General features: G+C 72.2%; 16 protein-coding genes. 8 read left to right on the top strand and 8 right to left on the bottom strand.

Features of this window, described 5'->3' with window-relative positions; translation table 11 throughout:
• Nucleotides 1-66: 66 nt before the first annotated feature.
• The 4 genes from I6G21_RS02930 to I6G21_RS02915 all read left to right on the top strand — a co-directional run bounded on the left by I6G21_RS02930 (nucleotide 67) and on the right by I6G21_RS02915 (nucleotide 3,594).
• Nucleotides 67-720 (top strand): TetR family transcriptional regulator, encoded by a 654-nt coding sequence (locus tag I6G21_RS02930; protein ID WP_058731801.1) that lies wholly within the window; start codon nucleotides 67-69, stop codon nucleotides 718-720.
• A gap of 113 nt (nucleotides 721-833) precedes the next feature.
• Nucleotides 834-2,495, top strand: a complete 1,662-nt coding sequence (locus tag I6G21_RS02925) for an MDR family MFS transporter (RefSeq protein ID WP_232238586.1) — start codon at nucleotides 834-836, stop codon at nucleotides 2,493-2,495.
• Nucleotides 2,496-2,535: 40 nt separating this feature from the next.
• Nucleotides 2,536-2,862 (top strand): type II toxin-antitoxin system VapB family antitoxin, encoded by a 327-nt coding sequence (locus I6G21_RS02920; protein WP_058731800.1) that lies wholly within the window; start codon nucleotides 2,536-2,538, stop codon nucleotides 2,860-2,862.
• Between the two features lie 36 nt (nucleotides 2,863-2,898).
• A complete protein-coding gene (locus I6G21_RS02915; RefSeq protein WP_061225692.1) occupies nucleotides 2,899-3,594 on the top strand; it encodes a TetR/AcrR family transcriptional regulator in 696 nt (231 codons plus the stop codon).
• Nucleotides 3,595-3,609: 15 nt separating this feature from the next.
• On the opposite strand, the gene I6G21_RS02910 is transcribed toward I6G21_RS02915, so the two are convergent.
• Complete coding sequence (locus I6G21_RS02910; protein ID WP_224799592.1) at nucleotides 3,610-4,422, bottom strand: hydroxymethylpyrimidine/phosphomethylpyrimidine kinase; 813 nt, start codon at nucleotides 4,420-4,422, stop codon at nucleotides 3,610-3,612.
• 102 nt (nucleotides 4,423-4,524) lie between these two features.
• On the opposite strand from I6G21_RS02910, the gene I6G21_RS02905 reads away from it, so the two are divergent.
• Nucleotides 4,525-5,301, top strand: a complete 777-nt coding sequence (locus I6G21_RS02905; RefSeq protein ID WP_081047775.1) for a queuosine precursor transporter — start codon at nucleotides 4,525-4,527, stop codon at nucleotides 5,299-5,301.
• Here I6G21_RS02905 and I6G21_RS02900 read toward each other — a convergent pair.
• Nucleotides 5,291-6,184 (bottom strand): MBL fold metallo-hydrolase, encoded by an 894-nt coding sequence (locus I6G21_RS02900; RefSeq protein WP_061225691.1) that lies wholly within the window; start codon nucleotides 6,182-6,184, stop codon nucleotides 5,291-5,293. The two genes, I6G21_RS02905 and I6G21_RS02900, sit on opposite strands and share 11 nt — an antisense overlap.
• Before the next feature lie 129 nt (nucleotides 6,185-6,313).
• Between I6G21_RS02900 and I6G21_RS02895 the strand changes: the two genes are divergently transcribed.
• Entirely contained in the window at nucleotides 6,314-7,798 is a 1,485-nt protein-coding gene (locus tag I6G21_RS02895; protein WP_232238499.1) for an amino acid permease, read from the top strand.
• Between the two features lie 103 nt (nucleotides 7,799-7,901).
• Nucleotides 7,902-8,375 carry an acyl-CoA thioesterase gene (locus tag I6G21_RS02890; RefSeq protein WP_058731019.1) on the top strand — a complete coding sequence of 158 codons (474 nt, stop codon included), beginning with the start codon at nucleotides 7,902-7,904 and terminating at the stop codon, nucleotides 8,373-8,375.
• Between the two features lie 103 nt (nucleotides 8,376-8,478).
• Here the strand turns inward: I6G21_RS02890 and I6G21_RS02885 are convergent, their stop codons facing one another.
• Nucleotides 8,479-10,686 carry a glucose PTS transporter subunit IIA gene (locus I6G21_RS02885; RefSeq protein WP_058731020.1) on the bottom strand — a complete coding sequence of 736 codons (2,208 nt, stop codon included), beginning with the start codon at nucleotides 10,684-10,686 and terminating at the stop codon, nucleotides 8,479-8,481.
• Between the two features lie 317 nt (nucleotides 10,687-11,003).
• Nucleotides 11,004-13,514, bottom strand: coding sequence for an HAD-IC family P-type ATPase (locus I6G21_RS02880; RefSeq protein WP_129357646.1), 2,511 nt, complete (start codon nucleotides 13,512-13,514; stop codon nucleotides 11,004-11,006).
• Between the two features lie 204 nt (nucleotides 13,515-13,718).
• On the opposite strand from I6G21_RS02880, the gene I6G21_RS02875 reads away from it, so the two are divergent.
• Nucleotides 13,719-14,186, top strand: a complete 468-nt coding sequence (locus I6G21_RS02875) for a hypothetical protein (protein ID WP_058731022.1) — start codon at nucleotides 13,719-13,721, stop codon at nucleotides 14,184-14,186.
• Between the two features lie 124 nt (nucleotides 14,187-14,310).
• On the opposite strand, the gene I6G21_RS02870 is transcribed toward I6G21_RS02875, so the two are convergent.
• The 4 genes from I6G21_RS02870 to purQ are packed head-to-tail and all read right to left on the bottom strand — an operon-like array spanning nucleotide 14,311 to nucleotide 19,248.
• Nucleotides 14,311-15,246 carry an SGNH/GDSL hydrolase family protein gene (locus I6G21_RS02870; protein ID WP_061225688.1) on the bottom strand — a complete coding sequence of 312 codons (936 nt, stop codon included), beginning with the start codon at nucleotides 15,244-15,246 and terminating at the stop codon, nucleotides 14,311-14,313.
• 42 nt (nucleotides 15,247-15,288) lie between these two features.
• Nucleotides 15,289-16,086: an LGFP repeat-containing protein gene (locus I6G21_RS02865; protein ID WP_165869978.1), complete on the bottom strand. Its 798-nt coding sequence runs from the start codon at nucleotides 16,084-16,086 to the stop codon at nucleotides 15,289-15,291.
• A gap of 20 nt (nucleotides 16,087-16,106) precedes the next feature.
• Nucleotides 16,107-18,410, bottom strand: a complete 2,304-nt coding sequence (purL, locus tag I6G21_RS02860; protein ID WP_129357648.1) for a phosphoribosylformylglycinamidine synthase subunit PurL — start codon at nucleotides 18,408-18,410, stop codon at nucleotides 16,107-16,109.
• Nucleotides 18,411-18,468: 58 nt separating this feature from the next.
• Entirely contained in the window at nucleotides 18,469-19,248 is a 780-nt protein-coding gene (gene purQ, locus I6G21_RS02855; protein WP_100464835.1) for a phosphoribosylformylglycinamidine synthase subunit PurQ, read from the bottom strand.
• Nucleotides 19,249-19,251 lie beyond the last annotated feature (3 nt).

The raw sequence follows: 19,251 nt of genomic DNA, 5'->3' as shown, positions 1-19,251 counted from the left end.
ATCCGGTGACCGATCCCATAGAAGATGCACTCGTGCAGATACTGCATCAGTGCATAAGATGCAGTAGTGCAAGAAAACGAATCGCCGTCGCTGCGCGAGCGCCGCCGGACCCGCACCTGGGAGGCCATCCACGCCGCCGCCGCCGAGCAGGCGCGCGCCAAGGGCCTGAAGGGCACCACCGCGGAGTCCATCGCCGAGCAGGCGGGGGTCTCCACCCGGACCTTCTTCAACTACTTCCCCAGCAAGGAGGACGCCGTCCTCGGGCTGCGCGAACCGCAGATGAGCGAGCAGCTGCTGCGCACCGTGCCCCACCCCGCGAAGAGCGCTCTGCCGGCCTACGCCGCGCAGATCTTCCTGCGGGTGCTGCGCGGGTCCATGTCCCCGGAAGCCGCCGCGGCGTCGCGCGAGGTCATCCGCGAGCTGCCGGAGCTGCGCCAGCGGATGAAGATCCACATGCTGCGCTGCGAGCAGGCCCTGCAGCAGTTCCTGCTGGGCATGGACTGGGCCGCCTACGCCGAGCGGGGAGAGCTCGTGCCCCGCACCGAGCCCGACGCCGAGCCCGACCCGGAGCAGGTGCGCCGCGTCCGGGCCCTGGTCCTGCTCTCCGCGGCGATCCTGCGCCACATCGACTTCGGTGCGGGACGGGAGATCGACGAGGCCGACGCCCAGATCGCCCGCTCCGCCGCCCTCTTCTCTCAGATCCTCCAGGAGGAACGTTGACCACCACCTACACCCCGCGTCACGCGCGCCCCGGCCGGGCCTGCGCCCCGCAGACCGCCCCCGCGCCGTCGTCGGCGGCCGAGTCGGCCACGTCGTCCGAGCCCGGCGGGGCCATCGATCCCGCCCCGGCCCCCAGCATCCTGCTGCTGTTCATCGGGCTGATGCTGATCATGCTGATGTCCTCGCTGAACCAGACCGTGCTCTCCCCGGCCCTGCCCACCATCGTCGGGGAGCTGGACGGGGTGGAGCACATGTCCTGGGTGATCACCGCGTTCATCCTGGTCTCCACGATCATGATGCCGATCTACGGCAAGCTCGGGGACCTCTGGGGCCGCAAGCCCCTGCTGATCTTCGCGATCCTCGCCTTCACGGCCGGGTCCGTGACCGGTGCGCTCGCGGAGTCGATGACGGGGCTGATCGTCTCCCGTGGGCTGCAGGGTCTGGGCGGCGGCGGCCTGATGATCCTGTCCCAGGCGGTGATCGCCGATGTCATCCCGGCGCGCGAGCGCGGCAAGTACATGGGAGCCCTGATGGGCGTGTTCGCGTTCTCCTCCGTGGCCGGGCCCCTGCTGGGCGGGTGGCTGACCGAGGGCCCGGGCTGGCGCTGGGGCTTCTGGATGAACGTGCCCCTGGGCGCGCTGGCCCTGGCCGCGGCCGTGTTCCTCATCCCGCACACCAACGCGGGGGCGCGCACGCGCCGGGCGCGCATCGACGTCCTGGGCATGGCCCTGCTGGCCGCGGCCACCGCCTGCCTGGTGCTGGCGATGACGTGGGGCGGGAACCAGTACGCCTGGAACTCCCCGACCATCCTGGGGCTGCTGGGCGCCGTCGTCGTGGCGGCGGCGCTGTTCGTGCCGGTCGAGCTGCGCGCGGCCGAGCCGGTGATGCCGATGGCGCTGTTCCGGGACCGCAACTTCGTGCTGACCACCGTGGCGGGGCTGTGCATGGGCATCGCGATGTTCGGGGCGATCGGGTACATGCCCACCTACCTGCAGATGGTGCTGGGGGTGGACGCGACCCAGGCCGGCCTGCTGATGATCCCGATGATGGGCACGATGCTGGTGACCTCGGTGACCGTGGGGGCGCTGGTGTCCAAGCTGGGCCGATACAAGGCCTTCATGGTGGCCGGCTCCCTGCTGATCGCGGCCGGGCTGTTCTGCCTCTCGCGCCTGGCCACGGACACCGCCACATACCTGATCTGCCTGGCCCTGGCCGTGGTGGGTCTGGGCCTGGGGATGTCCATGCAGCTGCTGACCCTGGTGGTGCAGAACAGCTTCCCGGTGAGCATGGTCGGCACGGCGACGGCGGGGGCCAACTTCTTCCGCCAGGTGGGCGCCACGGTGGGCTCGGCCCTGGTGGGCGGGCTGTTCACGGCCCGGCTGAAGGATCTGCTGGCGGATCGCCTGGCCCCGGTGCTGGCCGCGGCCCGGCAGCAGGGGCAGGCCACGAGCCTCGGTTCCACCAACTCGCTGACCCCCTCGGTGGTGCAGTCCCTGCCGGATCCGGTGCGCGAGGTGATCATCGGGGCGTACAGCGACGCCCTGATCCCGATCTTCCTGTGGATCATGCCGCTGGGGATCGCCGCGGCGCTGGTGCTGCTGTTCGTCGTGGAGAAGGACCTGGCCACCACGGTCGCGGCCTCCGGGACCACCGCGGCTGCCGGAGCGCAGGAGGAGCGACGGGAGGCGGCTTCCGAGGAGGAGGCCGAGCGGCGCCACCCGCGCACCGGGGAGATCCCGCTGCCGGAGACCGGCATGATCCCGATCCGCTCGTGAGATCCCGGGTCCTCGGGGGTGCCCGTGGGATCATGGGGGCATGATCTTCCACGCCGTCGGTGATTCCCGCCCGTACCCGGACCACGGGTACGACGGGCCCCGGCAGTGGGGGACCATCCCGCCGCAGCAGGTGCGCCTGGACCGGCTGATCACCACGCAGCGCACCCTGGACCTGGGCACCCTGCTGGATGAGGACTCCACCTTCTACGGGGACCTGTTCCCGCACGTGGTCCGGTGGCGGGGTCGGCTGTACCTGGAGGACGGGGTGCACCGGGCCCTGCGCACCGCGCTGCAGCATCGGCAGGTCATGTACGCCCGCGTCCTGGACCTGGATGCGACCGCGGATGGCGACGCGGCGTCGTCATGACTGTCTTTTGGTGACACCTGCCCGTATGATGTCAGCATGCCTCGAATCAGCGCCGCGACCAACGCCGCCCAGCGGGAGAACACCAAGAACGCCATCCTGGCCTCCTTCGGCGAGCTCCTCTACACCAACGGGCTGACCGGCCTGACCATGACCCACGTGGCCAAGAACGCCGGGATCGGGCGCACGGCCGTGTACAACTACTTCGCGGACATGGGTGAGCTGCTGGTGGCCTACGCCCTGGATGAGACCGAGCGGTTCATCGGGGATCTGCGCACCGAGCTGGCCACCGTGACCAACCCGGTGGATCAGCTGGCCGTGTACGTGCGGATGCAGATCGAGGACATGTCCCGCCGCCACCTGCCTCCGGGTCCGGCGATGCGCTCGGTGCTCTCCCCGGAGTCCTTCGAGAAGCTGGGCCACCACGTCGGGGAGCTGCAGGCGGTGCTCGCCCAGATCCTGCGCGCCGGCATCGACCAGGGGTACCTGCCGGAGTCGGACATCCGCGAGATGGCGCAGCTGGTGCACGGCTCGTTGTCCTCCGCCGCGGATCGCGGGCGCGCCGAGGACGAGGCCGCCCGGGAGACCCGCATCGGGAACACCATCCGCTTCATCCAGCTGGGCCTGGGCGCCTCCTTCGACGCCGAGGGCCGCCCCGTCCCCACCCACCGGGTCCCGCAAGCGCAGGAGACCGCGGAGGACGAGGCGCCCCGCCTGCGCTCCGTGGCCTCCTGACCTGCGCGTGCCCGCTCAGGCGAGCCGGTTGATCTGGCGCAGCGAGTCGAACGGGGCGTGGGAGGAGATCCGGGCCTCGATGCCGCGGGTCACGAAGTCCTTCGCGGCCCGCGCCGCCTCCAGCGGGGTGCGGCCCTGCGCGAGCTCCGCGGTCACCGCGGCCGCCAGGGAGCAGCCGGCACCGGCCACCTGGACCTCGCCGATCTTCGGAGCGGAGAGCACCTCGGTGGTCTGCCCGTCGTAGAACACGTCCACGGCGTCGTCCCCGTCCAGGCGCACCCCGCCCTTGGCGAGCACGGCCGCCCCGGAGCGCTCGTGGATGATCCGCGCGGCCTTCTCCAGGTCCTCGACGGTGTCGATCGCCTCGAGCCCGGACAGGGACAGGGACTCGAAGTGGTTGGGGGTCACGAAGTCCGCCAGCGGCAGGATCTTCGCCTTCAGCGCCTCGTCGGTGTCCAGGGCGGCGCCGGGCTCCTGTCCCTTGCAGATCAGCACCGGATCCAGCACGATCCGGCGCGGCTTCTGCTCGGTGAGCACCTCGGCGACGGTGGCGATGGTGTCCGGGGAGCCGAGCATCCCGATCTTCACGGCGTCGAGGTCGTAGACGGTGGTGTTGACCTCCAGCTGATCCTGAAGAGTCTGCTGGTCCACGGGGGTCAGCCGGTGGGCCCAGCCGTTCTTCGGGTCGAAGGAGACGATGCAGGTCAGGGCCAGGCACCCGTAGACCCCGAGGGCCTGGAAGGTCTTCAGGTCCGCCTGCGCACCGGCGCCGCCGGTGGCTTCCGAACCCGCGATGGTCATGGCGATGGGGGTCTGCGAGGTAGTCATGCACCCCATGATGGCACGGGTCACCCCACCCGCCGCACCCCCACCGCATCTCCCGTTTTGCGGAGGCAGGGGAGGGGTGAGGATGGGGCAGGGGTGGGTAGGATGCTGTGCGGCCCGGGTGGCAGGCGGGCCGCGTCATCGTCGTCCCCTCCTCGCACTCAGGAGCCTCCCGTGCCGCACTCCGCCCCCGCCCCGCGCTACGCCCGACGGCCGCGCACCTACTTCGACCTGCTGCTCGCGCTGTACTGCGTGCTGCTGATCCTGTCCAACATCGGGGCCACCAAGGGTGTGGCCTTCGGCCCCATCATCACCGACGGCGGCTTCTTCCTCTTCCCCCTGGCCTACGTGCTGGGCGATGTGGTCACCGAGGTGTACGGCTTCCGCTCCGCTCGACGGGCGATCATCACCAGCTTCCTCGCCGGGGCGTTCGCGAGCCTGTGCTTCTGGATCGTCATCATCCTGCCCGCCGCGGACTTCTACGAGAACCAGGCGGCCTTCGAATCCGTGCTGGGCCCGGTCCCGAGGATCCTCGCCGGCTCCCTGGCCGGGTTCCTGGTGGGGCAGCTGCTCAACGCCTGGGTGATGGCCCTGATCAAGCGGGCCACCGGCGAGCGGTGGATGTGGGTGCGCCTGATCGGCTCCACCCTGGTGGGGGAGCTGGCGGACACCCTGATCTTCTGCACCGTGGCCGCCCCCATCCTGGGGATCACCGAGCCCGCGGACTTCCTCAACTACGTGCTCGTGGGCTACGTGTACAAGTGCGCGGTGGAGGTCATCATCCTGCCCATCACCTACCCGACCATCGCCTGGTTCAAGCGCCACGAGCCCACCTACCCGCGCGTGGAGGACGACGCCGCGGCGGGGCCCGCTACTCGCTGAACCCGGCGATCGCGCCCAGCTCCACCAGGTGGGCCAGCTGGGCCTTGAGGGTCTTGACGGCCGCCGCCCGGGCAGCGTCGGGAACCCCCGGGTAGATCCGCCGAGCCAGCGCGGAGGCGGAGGGCCCGATGTCGTCGTCGGTCTCCCGCAGCAGCTCCTGCAGCGCCTCGAACCGGTCCAGCCGGTGCTCCAGCAGCGCCTCGCACCGGGCGTGCAGGTCCCCGCCCGGCGCCCCGTGTCCGGGCAGCACCGTGTGCTCGCGCTGCTCCAGCAGATCCCGCAGGGAGTCGATGTACGGCTCCAGGGCGCCGTCCGGGTAGTCCAGCATGGTCGAGCCGCGGCCCAGCACCGTATCCCCGGTGAACATCACCGAATCGGCATCCAGGCGCAGGCACACCGAATCCGCCGTGTGCCCCGGCGTGCCCAGCACCAGCAGCTCCTGCTCCGCCGCGCCGACCACCTCCCCGTCCTCCAGGGGCGGGCCCTTGCGGCACAGGGAGGGCTCCGCCGCGCGCACCGGGGCACCGGTCATCGCGTGCAGGGCGGGGGCGCCCGCGGCGTGATCCGCGTGCCGGTGGGTCAGCAGGATCAGCTCCACCCGCGTCCGCTCGGTCAGGCGGCGCAGGTGCTCCGGGTCCTCCGCGCCCGGGTCCACCACGATGACGCCCGGCCGGGAGCCGTCTCCCGGCCAGTCCCGCGGAAGATCCCCGACCACGTACGTGTTGGTGCCCTCCAGGGTCATCGGCCCCGGATTGGGCGCGCGCAGGCAGGCCGTGTGCCCGCTGGTGCGGACCCAGCCGGGCGCGGCCGTGCCGCCGGGCTGGGGGCCGCCAGGCCCGACGGCGTCGTGCCCGGGGTCGGGGGAGGAGGGCGTGACGTCCATGGGGTCCAGTCCACCACATCCGCGCCCGGTCCGGGGCGCGCGATGCCGCCCGCCGCCGCCCGACCTCGCCCGCGCCGGGCGGATATGCTGGTCGGATCATCCGGTTCGCACCCGAAAGGCACTTCCGCCGTGTCCCACGCACCCGAGAATCCCGGCGCCGCCGCGCCCACCCCCGCGGAGCCTGCCCCCGGTCAGGGCGGGCTGACCCGCTCCCTCTCCCACGAGCAGATGACCATGATCGCCCTCGGCTCCGCCCTGGGCACCGGCCTGTTCCTCGGCTCCGGGGCGGCCATCGCCATCGCCGGCCCGGCCGTGATCGTCTCCTACGCCATCGGCTCCCTGATCGCCGCGATCATCGCCAGCGCCGCCGGGGAGATGGCCGTGCGCTTCCCCGTGCGCGGCGGCTTCGGCTCCATGGCCGCCCGCTACCTCGGGCCCTTCGGCGGGTTCATCTCCCGCTGGTCCTACTGGGCCACCACCGTGCTGGTGGCCGGGGCGGAGCTGGTCGCGGTGGCCACGTACCTGAAGTTCTGGTGGCCGGAGCTGCCGCTGTGGGTCGGCATCGTCGTGTTCGGGGCGATCGTGCTGGGGCTGAACGCCTTCAGCGTGAAGTCCTTCGGCTCCGTGGAGTTCATCCTCTCCGGGATCAAGGTGCTCGCGGTCATCGCGTTCATCATCATCGGCCTGATCATCGTGTTCTTCGGGCTGCCCAGCCACCCCGCGGAGGGCCTGCACCGGCTCACCGAGGGCGGGGGATTCCTGCCCAACGGGCCGGCGTCGATCTGGCTGGCGATGGCCGTGGTCATGTTCTCCTTCGGCGGGATCGAGCTGGTGTCCATCTCCGCGGCCGAGGCCAAGGACCCGGTGCGCTCGGTGCGCTCGGCCGCCAAGGCCACCGTGTGGCGGCTGTCCACCTTCTACGTGCTGTCCCTGTTCGTGGTGATGTGCCTGATGTCCTCGGAGACCCTCACCCAGGAGGAGGGGCTCAGCTCCAGCCCGTTCGTGCGGGTGTTCTCCGACGTCGGGATCCCGGCGGCCGCGGCCGTCATCAACTTCATCGTGCTGGTCGCGGCGCTGTCCGCGGCGAACGCGAACGTGTACGCCGGCACCCGCCTGATGCACTCCCTGTCCTACGAGGGCATGGCCCCGCGCCGGCTGCGGGCGACGACGTCGCGCGGCATCCCCGCCGGGGCCCTGGCCGTGTCCAGCCTGGGCATCCTGCTGGTGGTGGTGCTGGCGCTGTTCACCGAGTCCGTCTTCCAGATCATGATGTCCATGATCACCACCCTGGTGCTCGTGGTGTGGGGCCTGATCCTGGTCTCCTACATCTCCTACCGGCGCCGGGACGGGGCCGCGGACCAGTTCCGCCTGCTCGGAGGGTCCGCGATGGCCGGTGTGGGCATCCTCGGGCTGGTCGCGGTGTTCGTCGCCGTGTTCTCCAGCGCGACGATGGTCGTGCCCGGCCTGGTGGCCGTGGCGTTCTTCGCGGTGCTCGTGGTGGTGTTCTTCGCCGCCGTGCGCCACCACGCCCAGCTGGATGAGTCCGCCTTCCAGGAGGCTCACGACGCCACCGGCGCCGTGCCGACGGTCGCCCCTCCGCAGCGTCGCCGCTGAGGCGCGGCGCGGTCCGGCGCGGGCGGGCCGGGCCCCCGGCCTGCTGACTCAGGGGCCGGTTCGCGGGAGCGCGCGGGCGGAGCGCGCTCCTAGAGTGGGTGGCATGAGTGCAGCAGTCGATCCCGAGCCCGTGATCCTGGAGGTCCCCCTGCGCTGGGGGGACATGGACGCGTACGGGCATGTGAACAACGTGCAGATCGTGCGGATCCTGGAGGAGGCCCGCGCGCTGGCCTTCGGCGCCCCGCCCAGCGCGGGCGAGGTCCCGGAGCAGCGTCGCCAGGAGGTGCCCATCCCCGTGTTCGCGGACCTGCCCGCGGGCACCCAGGCGCTGGTGGCCGAGCACACCGTGAAGTACCGCTCGCCCCTGCCCTACCGAGGCGATCCGGCCCGGGTGGAGGTGTGGGTCCAGCGGGTCACCCCGGCCAGCCTCACCGTGGGCTACCGGGTGTGCGATGCCGCGACCGGGACCGCGTGCTGTGCGGCGAGCACCGTGCTGGCCTTCGTCCGGCCCGACGGCGGGCTGGTGCGTCTGAGCCCGGAGCAGCGTCGCACCCTGCAGCGGCACCTGCGGGCCTGAACGGCCCCGGCAGCCCCCAGACGCGAGACGGCGCCCGCCCCCTCCCGGACCCGCTGGGGATCCGAGAGGAGGCGGGCGCCGTCGTGCTGTGCGCCGGGTGGGACTACTTGGTGGTCACCGTGATGACCGCGTCCCCGGGGGTCACGGCGTCGGCCGGGCGACCCTCCACGCTGGCGTACTTGGGGGTGTTGGTCACCAGCACCGGGGTGATCAGCGGGTACCCGGCGTCCTTGATGACCTGCCGGTCGAAGCGGTACAGCTCCTGCCCGGCGGTGACCTCATCGCCCTTGGACACGAGGACCTCGAAGCCCTCCCCGCCCAGGTTCACGGTGTCGATGCCGACGTGGACCAGCAGCTCCACGCCGTTGTCCAGCCGCAGACCCATCGCGTGCCCGGACCCCGGGGTCGCGATGACCTTGGCGTCGGCCGGGGCGTAGACGGTGTTGCCGGTCGGCTCGATGGCCACGCCCTGACCCAGCTTCCCCGCGGAGAAGATCGGGTCCGGGACCTCGGACAGGGCCACGGCTTTGCCCTCCAGCGGGGAGCCGACGCTCAGCTCGGTGCCGGGCTCGTAGGTCGGCTTCGGCTTCGCCGGGGCGGCGGGCTTCGCGGGCTCGGCGCTGGCGGAGCCGGCGTCGTCGCGGGTGGAGGACACGCCCTCGCCCGTCCCGGCGCCGGCCGTGCCCGCGGCACCCACCGCGGTGCCGCCGGCGGCCGCGGCCACGGCGCCGGCCGGGGCGGCCACCAGATCCGGGGCGTTGGATTCGGTGGGTACCTCATCCGCGGCCAGGTTCTGCTTGGCCAGATCCGCCTCGCGCTGATCCTTGGAGCGGAAGCCGAAGATCAGCACCCCGGCCATACCGCCGAAGAAGGCGATGGCCAGGCCGATGCAGAACAGCGGGATCGGCTGCATCGCGGGGATGGACAGCAGGGAGGTGAACGCGAAGGCGTAGGAGCGCACGCCCATCCAGGAGATCAGACCGCCGGCGATCATCGCGGGCACCAGGATCAGCGGGAACACGCGCTTGTACCGCAGCACCACGCCGTACAGGGACGGCTCGGAGATGCCGCCCAGCAGACCGGAGACCGCCGCACCCGTGGCCGTCTGACGCAGCTCCTTGTCCCGCTTGGCGCGGATGGCCACACCGGTGACCACGCCGAACACCGCGAAGTTGTATGCGGCCATCGGGGACTGGATGAAGTCGTAGCCCAGGGTGGACAGGTTGGAGATCATCACGGCGTTCAGCGGCCAGTGCAGGCCCAGGGGCACCATGAACAGGTAGGACCCGGCGACCACCACACCCACGATGGCGGGGTTGATGTCGTTGAGCCACTGGAACACGTCGGAGATGCCCAGACCCAGCTTCACGCCGATGGGCCCGATGATCAGCGCGGTCAGCGGGACCATGATCAGCAGGGAGATCATGGGCACGAAGACCATGTGCAGCATGTTCGGGATGACCTTCTTCAGCAGCCGCTCCAGCGGGGCCAGCAGCGCCACCGCGAACAGGGGCGGGAAGATCTGCCCGGTGTAGTTGAACAGGTACAGCGGCACGTCCAAGCCGCCGATGTGGAACAGGGTGATGTGGTCAGCGCCCCCGGCCATGTCGGACAGGCCCTTGAAGGCGTCGGTCATCAGGGCCGCGGGGATCGCGGCACCCACCCACATGTTGGCGCCGAGCCGCTTGGCCGCCGTCGCACCCACCATGATGGGCATGAAGTTCAGCACGGACAGGGCCGCACCCAGGATGATGAACCAGAACGGGAACTGGGCACGCCACTGGTTGAGCATGTCCGCGTTGAGGGCGTCGTCGCCGAGCTTGGGCCCGTTGACCAGGTCCACGGTCACGGACTCGCCCTGGAAGTTGGTGTAGTGCCCGAACACGCCGAGGGTCTGCAGCAGCACGATCAGCGTGAGGATCATGGAGGAGCCCAGCAGGGCCCACAGGACGGGGCGGAAGGAGTCCGAGAGGACGTCGAACATCCGGGTGATGATCCCGGCCTTCTTCTCGTCCCCGGCGCCCTCGCCGGCGGCCGGCTTCTGCGCGGAGCCGCCTTCCTTCTCCATCCCGGGCATCTTGGCCATGGCGTCGTAGACATCCGCGACCTCGTTGCCGATGACCACCTGGGTCTGCCCGGACTGCTCGATCACGGAGAGCACGCCGTCGGTCTTCTCGATGGCGGGCTTGTCCACCTTGGACTTGTCGTTGAGCGTCACGCGCAGGCGCGTGGCGCAGTGGGTGAAGTAGTTGATGTTCTCGGGCCCACCCAGCCCGTCAAGGACGGACTGCGCCGTCTTCTGGTGATCCATGTGTCGCTCCTTGGTGCGAGTGCCCGGGCGCTTCCCGGGGCAGATACACGAAAGACCTGAGCCTCCCGGGGGCACGACGGCGCGCGCGAGCCACGGTCCTTGTGGCGCACGCAGGCGCTGCTCATGCGGTTGGGAGACCCAGGTCTTGCCTGATCGTCAGTAACAATCCTGAGGATCCGACGGCCTCAGGGGGCCGCCGCTCGGCCCCCAGTATAGACGCTCGGCAGGCCCCGTGCCGGACTGTTTCCGCACCCCGTTCACCGCCCGGCCCCTGGCTGCTCGCGAAACCATCTGCCGCCGGGGCCCGCGGGGAGGGGCTACAGCTGGCCTGCGGCCGCGGCGGCGTCGACGGCCTGCGGCTGGGTGCGGCGCAGCCACCGCCGGTGCCACCGGAAGTTCGCCTCCACCAGCGCGCACCCGAGCGCACCCACGCCCAGGGCCACCGCCAGCAGGTCCGCATCCGGGATCTGGAACTCGTGGTACCACCGGGAGATCGGGACCGTGAGCACCAGGACCAGACCCGCGTACATCGCCGCCAGCAGCCCCGCCCGCGCCAGGGTCAGGGGTCGGGAGCCCACGCACAGGATCCACAGGCCCACCAGCACCAGCACCAGGAAGCTCGCCGTCTGCACCGCGCGCGTGCCCACCGGGGTGGGATCGGCGAACAGGGCGTACCCGTTGACCGCCACCACCGCCGCCGTCACGATCACCGCGTTCGGCAGCGCGAAGTGCAGGGCCCGGCGCAGGAACCCCTGCACGTACCGCTGGTTGTTGGGCAGCATGGTCAGCACGAAGGTGGGCCCGCCCAGCATCAGCAGATCCGCCGTGGAGTACTGGCGCGGCAGGAACGGGAAGGTCCACGCCAGCAGCCCCAGCGTGACCCCCATCAGCACCGCGAAGGCCGTCTTGGACAGGAACAGGTGCGTGACCCGCTCGATGTTCGCGATGATCTTCCGCCCCTCCGCCAGCACCGCCGGCAGCCGGGAGAACTGCCCGTCCAGCAGCACCAGCCGGGACACCGCCTTGGTGGCCGGCGCGGCGTTGCCCATCGCGATCCCCAGGTCCGCGTACTTCAGGGCCAGGGCGTCGTTGATCCCGTCCCCGGTCATGGCGACGACGTGCCCGTCCTCCTGCAGGGCTCGCACCATGTTCCGCTTCTGTGCGGGAGAGACCCGCCCGAACACGGCGTGCTCGCGCACCGCCTCCGCCAGCTGCGGGCCCTCCTCCGGCAGGGCGGAGGCATCCACGGCCTCCCCCTGCAGGTCCACCCCGGCCTGGCGGGCCGCCGCCGCGACCGTCGCCGGGTTGTCCCCGGAGATCACCTTCGCGGCGATGCCCTGCTGGGTGAAGAACTCCAGGGTCTCCCGGGCGTCGGTGCGCACCTGCTCCCGGAAGGTCACCAGCAGCACCGGCTCCTGGTCACCGGGCAGCTCCTGGCCGGGCTTCCCGTCCCGCCCCCGGGCCAGGGCCTGCGCCCGGGAGAGCACCAGGGTGCGCAGCCCCGACGCCGCAAGCTCCCGCGCCCGGGCTCGGGCGGCGTCATAGCGGTCCGGATCGGCCAGGGCCGACGGGGCCAGCAGGGCCTCCGGGGCGCCCAGCAGCCACGCCCCCGCCCCGGGCAGCTGCACCCCGGAGAAGCGGTGCGCGGAGGAGAACGGCAGCACACCTTCCGGATCCTCCGCGGGCGCCTCCGGGAAGCCCTCGGCCAGGGCCGCCGCCGTGGGGTTGGCGTGCGGGTCCGCGCCGAACCACGCCAGGGCCGCCGCGGCGCCTGCGGGAGTCTCGGTCTTCCCCGCATCGGCGGGGTCCAGGGGGTGCACGGCGTCGAAGGAGACCCCGCCCTCCGTGAGGGTGCCCGTCTTGTCGAAGCACACCGTGTCCACCCGCGCCAGCACCTCCACGGCCGGCTGCTCCTGGATCAGCACCTCGTCCTGGGCCAGCTTCACCGCGGCCACCGCGAAGGCGATCGTGGTCATCAGCGCCAGCCCCTGCGGGACCATCGACGCCACCGAGGACACCGCGACCACCAGGGCATCGCGCCACGCCCCGGTGGCGAACGCCGCGTGCCACCCGCCCACGGCCTGCATCTGCCCGTTGAGCACCACCGCCACGATCGGCACCAGCGCCCAGCTCAGCCACCGCACCACCTGCTGCATCCCGGCGCGCAGCTCGGAGAAGATCGGTCGGAAGGTGCGCGCCTCGGCCGCCAGGGAGGCGGCGTGGGAGCGGGAGCCGACGGCGCTCAGGCGCACCCGCCCGGACCCGCCGGTCACCGAGGAGCCGGACAGCACTGTGTCCCCGGGGCTCTTGGTCACCGGGTCGTTCTCCCCGGTCAGCAGGGACTCGTCCAGGTCCAGCCCGTCCGCGGTGAGAACCTCGCCGTCGGCCGGGACCTGATCCCCCCGGGTGAGCACCAGGACGTCGTCCAGCACCAGCTCCTCCAGCGCCACCTCGACGACCTCGCCGCCGCGCACCACCCGCGCCGGGTCCCGACGCAGCAGGGCGATCCGGTCCAGCTTGCGCTTGGCGGAGAACTCCTGGATGAAGCCGATGACGATGTTGCTCAGCGCCGCTAGGGAGAACAGCAGGTCCAGCCACCGGCCCAGCGCGATGATGACGGCCGCGCACAGCCCGAGGATCAGGTTGAACAGGGTGAGCAGGTGGGTGCGGATGATCGCCCACACGCTGCGGGAGGTGGTGGTGGGCTGGGTGTTGGTCAGGCCGCGCTCGCGGCGGGCGGCCACCTGCTCGGCGGTGAGTCCGGTGCGGACCAGCTCGGCGTCGTCGGCCCGGGGGAGGGCGGGTGCTTGGTGGGTCCGGACGCTCATCGCTCTCCTCGGCTGGGGTGGGGGTGCTGCGCCGCCCAGTCTATCCGCGAGCACCCCGCCCGGACCGGAGCCGACGCCGTCCCCGGGGTGGTCCCCGGGCCGCCGGTGGTGCGCGGTGCGCGGCGTCGGGCGGGGGCTCGTGAGATCCTGGGAGGCGCCCCCGCACGCACCAGGAGCCCACTCGCTTCCCGAGGAGGAGATCGCATGGCCCGCCGCACCAGCCGACGCTCTGCCCGCCGCCCCGCCGCGCCGGAGATCCCCGGCACCGAATACGTCCCGGAGGGCGCGCCGCTGGAGCGTCCCGTGCGCGGGCGGCGCACCGCCGTCGTCGGGGCGACGCTGAGCCTGATCGGGGTGATCTTCTCCGTGTTCGCCTCCCTGCTGGGGGCGGTGGTGCTGGTGCGGGTGCAGCTGGAATCCTCCTACACGACCATGAAGGAGGCCTTCGAGGCCGGGCAGTACAGCGAGTACGCCCTGCCCCTGATCGCCCTGGCCTCCCAGGTGCTCTGGGCGGCGCTGGTGCTCATCGGCTTCCTGCTGCTGGCTATCGGCCTGGCCCGCGGCTACCGGCGCGCCTGGGTGTGGGCCGCCGGGGTGGCCGGGCCCGTGGGGATGCTGCTCTCCCTGGCCCTGTTCATCGCCGTGACCGCCTCCACCGCCCCCGCCGCCTGACCCGGGCCGGGGCCGGGCGCGCCCCCGACGACGTTTCGGGACGGGTTCGTCGCTTCGGGACCGGAATATCCCGTCCCGAATCGACAAACCGGTCCCGAACGCGATCCGGCAGGCCGGGCCAGGATCAGCGGGCCAGGCGCTCGCGCAGGTGCGGGGTGTAGGCGGCGGCCATCTTCTCGTGGCCGGTGGGGGCGGAGAAGTGCTTCCCGTCCACCAGGTCCCCCTCCGCGTGCCACTCGGTGATCTTCCCGCGCAGGGGCACGAACTCCACGCCCTCCGCCCGGGCCACCTGCTCCAGGGCATCGGCCACCCGGTCCCGCGCCGTCGCGCCCTTCTTGGAGATCACCCCGCTGAGCACGATCCGCGACTGCGGATACGCCTCCTTCAGCGTGCGCAGCAGCCGAGCGGTCCCCTCCCGCAGCCGCTCCGGGGCCACCCCGACGTCGTTGCCGGAGCCCTGCACGTACACCAACCCCGGGTCCCCCGCGGGCAGCACCCACCGGCCGCCGGCCACCCCGTCCAGGTACGAGCCGTAGTGGTCTTTCGAGCCGTCCGCCACCACGCCGATCCCGCCGCGGGCCCGGTAGTGCGGGGTCCACCCCAGGGCGCGGATCGAGCGGGACACCCATGAGCCGTCGTGGTCCCCGTCCAGCAGCTGGGAATCCCCGAGCACCAGGGCGTCCCCGGCTCCCAGGGCCTGATCCTCGGCCATCACCAGCCCCGTCCGCTCCGGGTGGTGGGCCAGCGTCATCGCGGTGAAGCGGGTGCGGATCCGGCCGTCCTCCCCGCGGGCCGAGGCCACCGGGGCCCCGACCAGCGCGGGCCCGCGCAGCCACTGCCGCAGCACCGGCGCGGACATCACCACGGCCGTGCCCTCGGGGCTCAGCACGGCGACCCCACCCGCGTGCTCCCGGGAGACCACCCCGGCGGGCCCGTGCTGCACCGGCCCGCGGGCCTCGCCCAGCCCGTGCACGGCGGCCACCGCGTCCAGGGCCCGCGCGGGATCCTCCCGGCCCCGCTCCGGCAGCACGCTGAGGTACCCCTGCTCATCGGCCTGCACCCGTCCGTGCAGCGCGCCGACGGCGACGCCGTCGCGGGCACCTCAGCGCAGCACGGTCCGGGTGCCGTCCGCGGCCAGGAAGCTCTGCAGCACGACGCCGCCCGGCAGCGTGCGCTCCGGGGCCTCGGCCGCGCCCATCGCCTCCTCGTAGCGCCCGCGGAACGCCCCGCGCAGCGGCTGGGCCCCGTGGGCGGCGTCCCACAGCAGGTCCGCCCGGTCGAAGCTCTGCCGGCACACCGGCGTCGGCGCCTCGTCGCAGCGCTCGCCCTCCGGGGTGCGCGAGCTCGGGGCGCCCAGCTGCTCCCGGTGAGCCAGCCAGTACGCGCCGATCGCCCCGCTGGTCCGGACCGGTACGACGCCGTCGTCGGACTCCTCCGCGTCCTGCTCCTGCGTGGCGGCGCTCGCGGCGCTCCGCCCCGGCGTTTCGCCCGAGCCCTCCCGGCGCACCAGCAGCCAGGAGGCGCCGTCGGCGGCGTGACCGGTGCGCAGCTGGCGGGCCCCGGCCTCGAGGGATTCCGCGGGCCACCCGTAGTCGCCCTCGGGGCCGCCGTGGCCGGTGTCCCAGTCCAGCAGCGGCCCGGCGACCAGGTGCGCGGCGCCGCTGGACGGGGAACAGAAGATCCGCCCGCGCTGGAAGGCCTGCTCGCAGCCGTCCCCGGGCAGCCCGCAGCGCTGATCCTCCACCGGCTCCCCGAGCAGCTCCCGCACGCCCTGCGCCCGGTAGTGGTCGAGGATCGCCCCGGTCACCTCCGGGGCGCGCTGAGCGCACCCGGTGAGCAGACCGGCGCCCAGCAGCAGCACCGTCCCCAGCGCGGTCCAGGACGATGCCCGTGCGGCCATCGCATCCCTCCCGGTGCGGCTCAGGCGAAGCGGGCGGGCAGGGTGCCGGCCCATCCCGCGCGCAGCTCGTCCAGGTCCACCGAGGCGATGCCCTGCAGATCCAGGGCCCCGGCTTGTGCGTCCACCACGCCGATGCGCGCGAAGGGGTAGTCCCGGGCGGTGCACATGTCCTTGAAGCGCACCTCCTCGGTGCGCGGCACCGCGCACACCACCCGCCCCTGAGATTCGGAGAACAGCAGGGTGAACTCATCCACCCCGTCCCGCTCGGCCACCTCGCCCAGGCCGATCCGGGCCCCGACGCCGAAGCGCAGGCACGCCTCCGCCAGGGTCGCGGCCAGCCCGCCGGCGGCGACGTCGTGGGCGGAGTCGATCATCCCGTCCCGGCTCATGTTCACCAGGATGTCCCCGAGCAGCTTCTCCCGGGCCAGGTCCACCCGCGGCGGCACCCCGCCCAGGTGCCCGCGCAGCCGGGCCCACTCGGAGCCGTCCAGCTCCTCGGCGGTGGTGCCCAGCAGGTAGATCGCCTGCCCATCCTGGTCCGCCTCCCACCCGGAGGGGGTGCGGCGGGCGACGTCGTCCATGACGCCCATCATCGCGACCACCGGGGTCGGGTTGATCGCCCGCCCGCCGGTCTGGTTGTACAGGGAGACGTTGCCGCCGGTCACCGGCACGCCCAGCTCCAGGCAGCCGTCGGCCAGACCCCGCACGGCCTCGGCGAACTGCCACATGATCGCCGGGTCCTCCGGGGAGCCGAAGTTCAGGCAGTCGGAGACCGCCACGGGCCGGGCGCCGCCGGTGGACACGTTGCGGTAGGCCTCGGCCAGGGCCGCCTTCGCCCCCTCGTAGGGGTCCAGGTATGCGTAGCGGGGGGTCGCGTCCGTGGACAGGGCCACGCCCAGCCCGGTCTGCTCATCCACCCGGATCACCCCGGCGTCGTCCGGCTGGGACATGGCCGTGTTGCCCTGCACGTAGCGGTCGTACTGGTCGGTCACCCAGGCCTTGGAGCACAGGTTCGGGGAGGACATCAGCTCGACGATCGCCGGGCCCAGGTCCGCCCCGGAGGGCCGGTCCGCGTCCGCGGCGGAGCCGGCGAAGCGATCTGCGACCACCGCGTCCTGCCAGTCCGGGCGGGCCAGGGGACGCTCGTAGGTGGGGCCGTCGTGGCCGACGGTGCGCGGATCCACGTCCACGATGATCTCCCCGCCCCACTCGATGGTCAGGTGCCCGGAGTCGTTGACCTCTCCGAGCACGGAGTACTCCACGTCCCACTTGTCCATGATCTGCTCGAAGCGGCCCAGGTTCTGCGGGGTCACCACGGCCATCATCCGCTCCTGGGACTCGGACATGAGGATCTCCCCGGGGGTCAGGGTCGGGTCGCGCAGCAGCACCTTGGTCAGATCCACGTGCATCCCGCCCTCGCCGTTGGAGGCCAGCTCGGACGTGGCGCAGGAGATCCCGGCGGCACCGAGATCCTGGATGCCCTCCACCACGGACTCCTTGAACAGCTCCAGGCAGCACTCGATGAGCACCTTCTCCGCGAAGGGGTCTCCCACCTGCACGGCGGGGCGCTTGGAGGGCTTGGCGTCGTCGAAGGACTCCGAGGCCAGCACGGAGGCCCCGCCGATGCCGTCCCCGCCGGTGCGCGCGCCGAACAGGATCACCCGGTTGCCCACCCCGGAGGCGTTGGCCAGGCGGATGTCCTCGTGGCGCATCACGCCCACGGCCAGGGCGTTGACCAGGGGGTTGTCCTGGTAGCAGGGGTCGAACTCCACCTCCCCGCCGATGTTCGGCAGGCCCAGGGAGTTGCCGTACCCGCCGACGCCGGCCACCACCCCGTGCACCACGCGCGCGGTGTCCGGGTGGTCGATGTCCCCGAAGCGCAGCGGGTCCATGACCGCCACGGGCCGGGCGCCCATCGAGATGATGTCGCGCACGATCCCGCCGACCCCGGTGGCGGCCCCCTGGTACGGCTCCACGTAGGAGGGGTGGTTGTGGGATTCGATCTTGAAGGTCACGGCCCAGCCGCCGCCGATGTCGGTGACCCCGGCGTTCTCCCCGATGCCCACCATCAGGTCCCTCTTCATCTCCTCGGTGACCTTCTGCCCGAACTGCTTCAGGTGCACCTTGGAGGACTTGTAGGAGCAGTGCTCGGACCACATCACGGAGTACATGGCCAGCTCCGCGGCGGTGGGGCGCCGGCCCAGCAGCCGCACGATCTGGCGGAACTCGTCCTCCTTCAGGCCCAGCTCCGCCCAGGGCAGCTCCTCATCGGGGGTCTGTGCGGCGTGCTCGACGGTGTCCAGGTTGAACTGCTGCTCGGTCATGGGGTGCGGAGCTTCCTTCGGAGAGGGGGGTGGGCGACGTCGTCGTGGTGGGTGGGGCTCAGGCGTTCACGAGCTGGCGCAGGAGGGAGGAGAAGATCCGCAGCCCGTCCGTGCCCCAGCGCATGGCCACGGCCTCGCGCCCGGAGGAGCAGGGGCCGAAGCCGCCCTCCACGGCGTGCTCCGGGTGCGGCATGAGCCCGACGACGTTGCCGCGCTCGTTGCGCACCCCCGCGATGTCGTTGCGGGAGCCGTTGGGGTTGCCGCCCAGGTAGCGGAAGGCCACCAGGTCCTCGGCCTCCAGCTTCTCCAGGGTCTTCGCATCGCACACGTACTGCCCGTCCTGGTTCTTCAGCGGCACCACGATCTCCTCGCCGCGCTGAAGCTCCGCCAGCCACGGGGTCGCGGTGGTCTCCACGCGCAGGCGCTGGTCCCGGCAGATGAACTTCAGGTGGTCGTTCTTGATCATGGAGCCGGGCAGCAGGTGCGTCTCGGTGAGCACCTGGAAGCCGTTGCAGATGCCCAGCACCGGAAGGGCGTGCTCGGAGCGGGCGGCGTCGGCCACGGAGGCCATCATGGGGGCCTTCGCGGCGATGGCCCCGGCGCGCAGGTAGTCCCCGTAGGAGAAGCCGCCGGGGATGATCACGGCGTCCACCCCCTGCAGGTCCGAGTCCTTGAACCACAGGGGCACGGGGGTGCCGCCGGCCAGGCGCACGGCGCGGGCGGCGTCGCGCTCGTCCAGGGTCCCGGGGAAGGTGGCGACGCCGACGCGCACCGCGGCCAGCGCGGCGTCCGGGGCGTCCTGGTGCAGGTCCGCGACGAGGGGGGTCTCCACGGTCATCGC

This window comes from Rothia kristinae (assembly GCF_016028855.1).
In the GTDB taxonomy this organism is placed as follows: domain Bacteria; phylum Actinomycetota; class Actinomycetes; order Actinomycetales; family Micrococcaceae; genus Rothia; species Rothia kristinae.
Note: the sequence above shows the minus strand (reverse complement) of the source record. Positions and strands in the feature narration are given on the sequence as shown.

Excerpts from the sequence above, each read along its gene's own strand:
- I6G21_RS02920 (WP_058731800.1), top strand. The coding sequence starts at position 2,536 with ATGATCTTCCACGCCGTCGGTGATTCCCGCCCGTACCCGGACCACGGG.
- I6G21_RS02915 (WP_061225692.1), top strand. The coding sequence starts at position 2,899 with ATGCCTCGAATCAGCGCCGCGACCAACGCCGCCCAGCGGGAGAACACC.
- I6G21_RS02910 (WP_224799592.1), bottom strand. The coding sequence starts at position 4,422 with ATGACTACCTCGCAGACCCCCATCGCCATGACCATCGCGGGTTCGGAA.
- I6G21_RS02905 (WP_081047775.1), top strand. The coding sequence starts at position 4,525 with ATGCTGTGCGGCCCGGGTGGCAGGCGGGCCGCGTCATCGTCGTCCCCT.
- I6G21_RS02900 (WP_061225691.1), bottom strand. The coding sequence starts at position 6,184 with ATGGACGTCACGCCCTCCTCCCCCGACCCCGGGCACGACGCCGTCGGG.
- I6G21_RS02890 (WP_058731019.1), top strand. The coding sequence starts at position 7,902 with ATGAGTGCAGCAGTCGATCCCGAGCCCGTGATCCTGGAGGTCCCCCTG.
- I6G21_RS02885 (WP_058731020.1), bottom strand. The coding sequence starts at position 10,686 with ATGGATCACCAGAAGACGGCGCAGTCCGTCCTTGACGGGCTGGGTGGG.
- I6G21_RS02880 (WP_129357646.1), bottom strand. The coding sequence starts at position 13,514 with ATGAGCGTCCGGACCCACCAAGCACCCGCCCTCCCCCGGGCCGACGAC.
- I6G21_RS02875 (WP_058731022.1), top strand. The coding sequence starts at position 13,719 with ATGGCCCGCCGCACCAGCCGACGCTCTGCCCGCCGCCCCGCCGCGCCG.
- I6G21_RS02865 (WP_165869978.1), bottom strand. The coding sequence starts at position 16,086 with ATGGCCGCACGGGCATCGTCCTGGACCGCGCTGGGGACGGTGCTGCTG.
- purL (WP_129357648.1), bottom strand. The coding sequence starts at position 18,410 with ATGACCGAGCAGCAGTTCAACCTGGACACCGTCGAGCACGCCGCACAG.
- purQ (WP_100464835.1), bottom strand. The coding sequence starts at position 19,248 with ATGACCGTGGAGACCCCCCTCGTCGCGGACCTGCACCAGGACGCCCCG.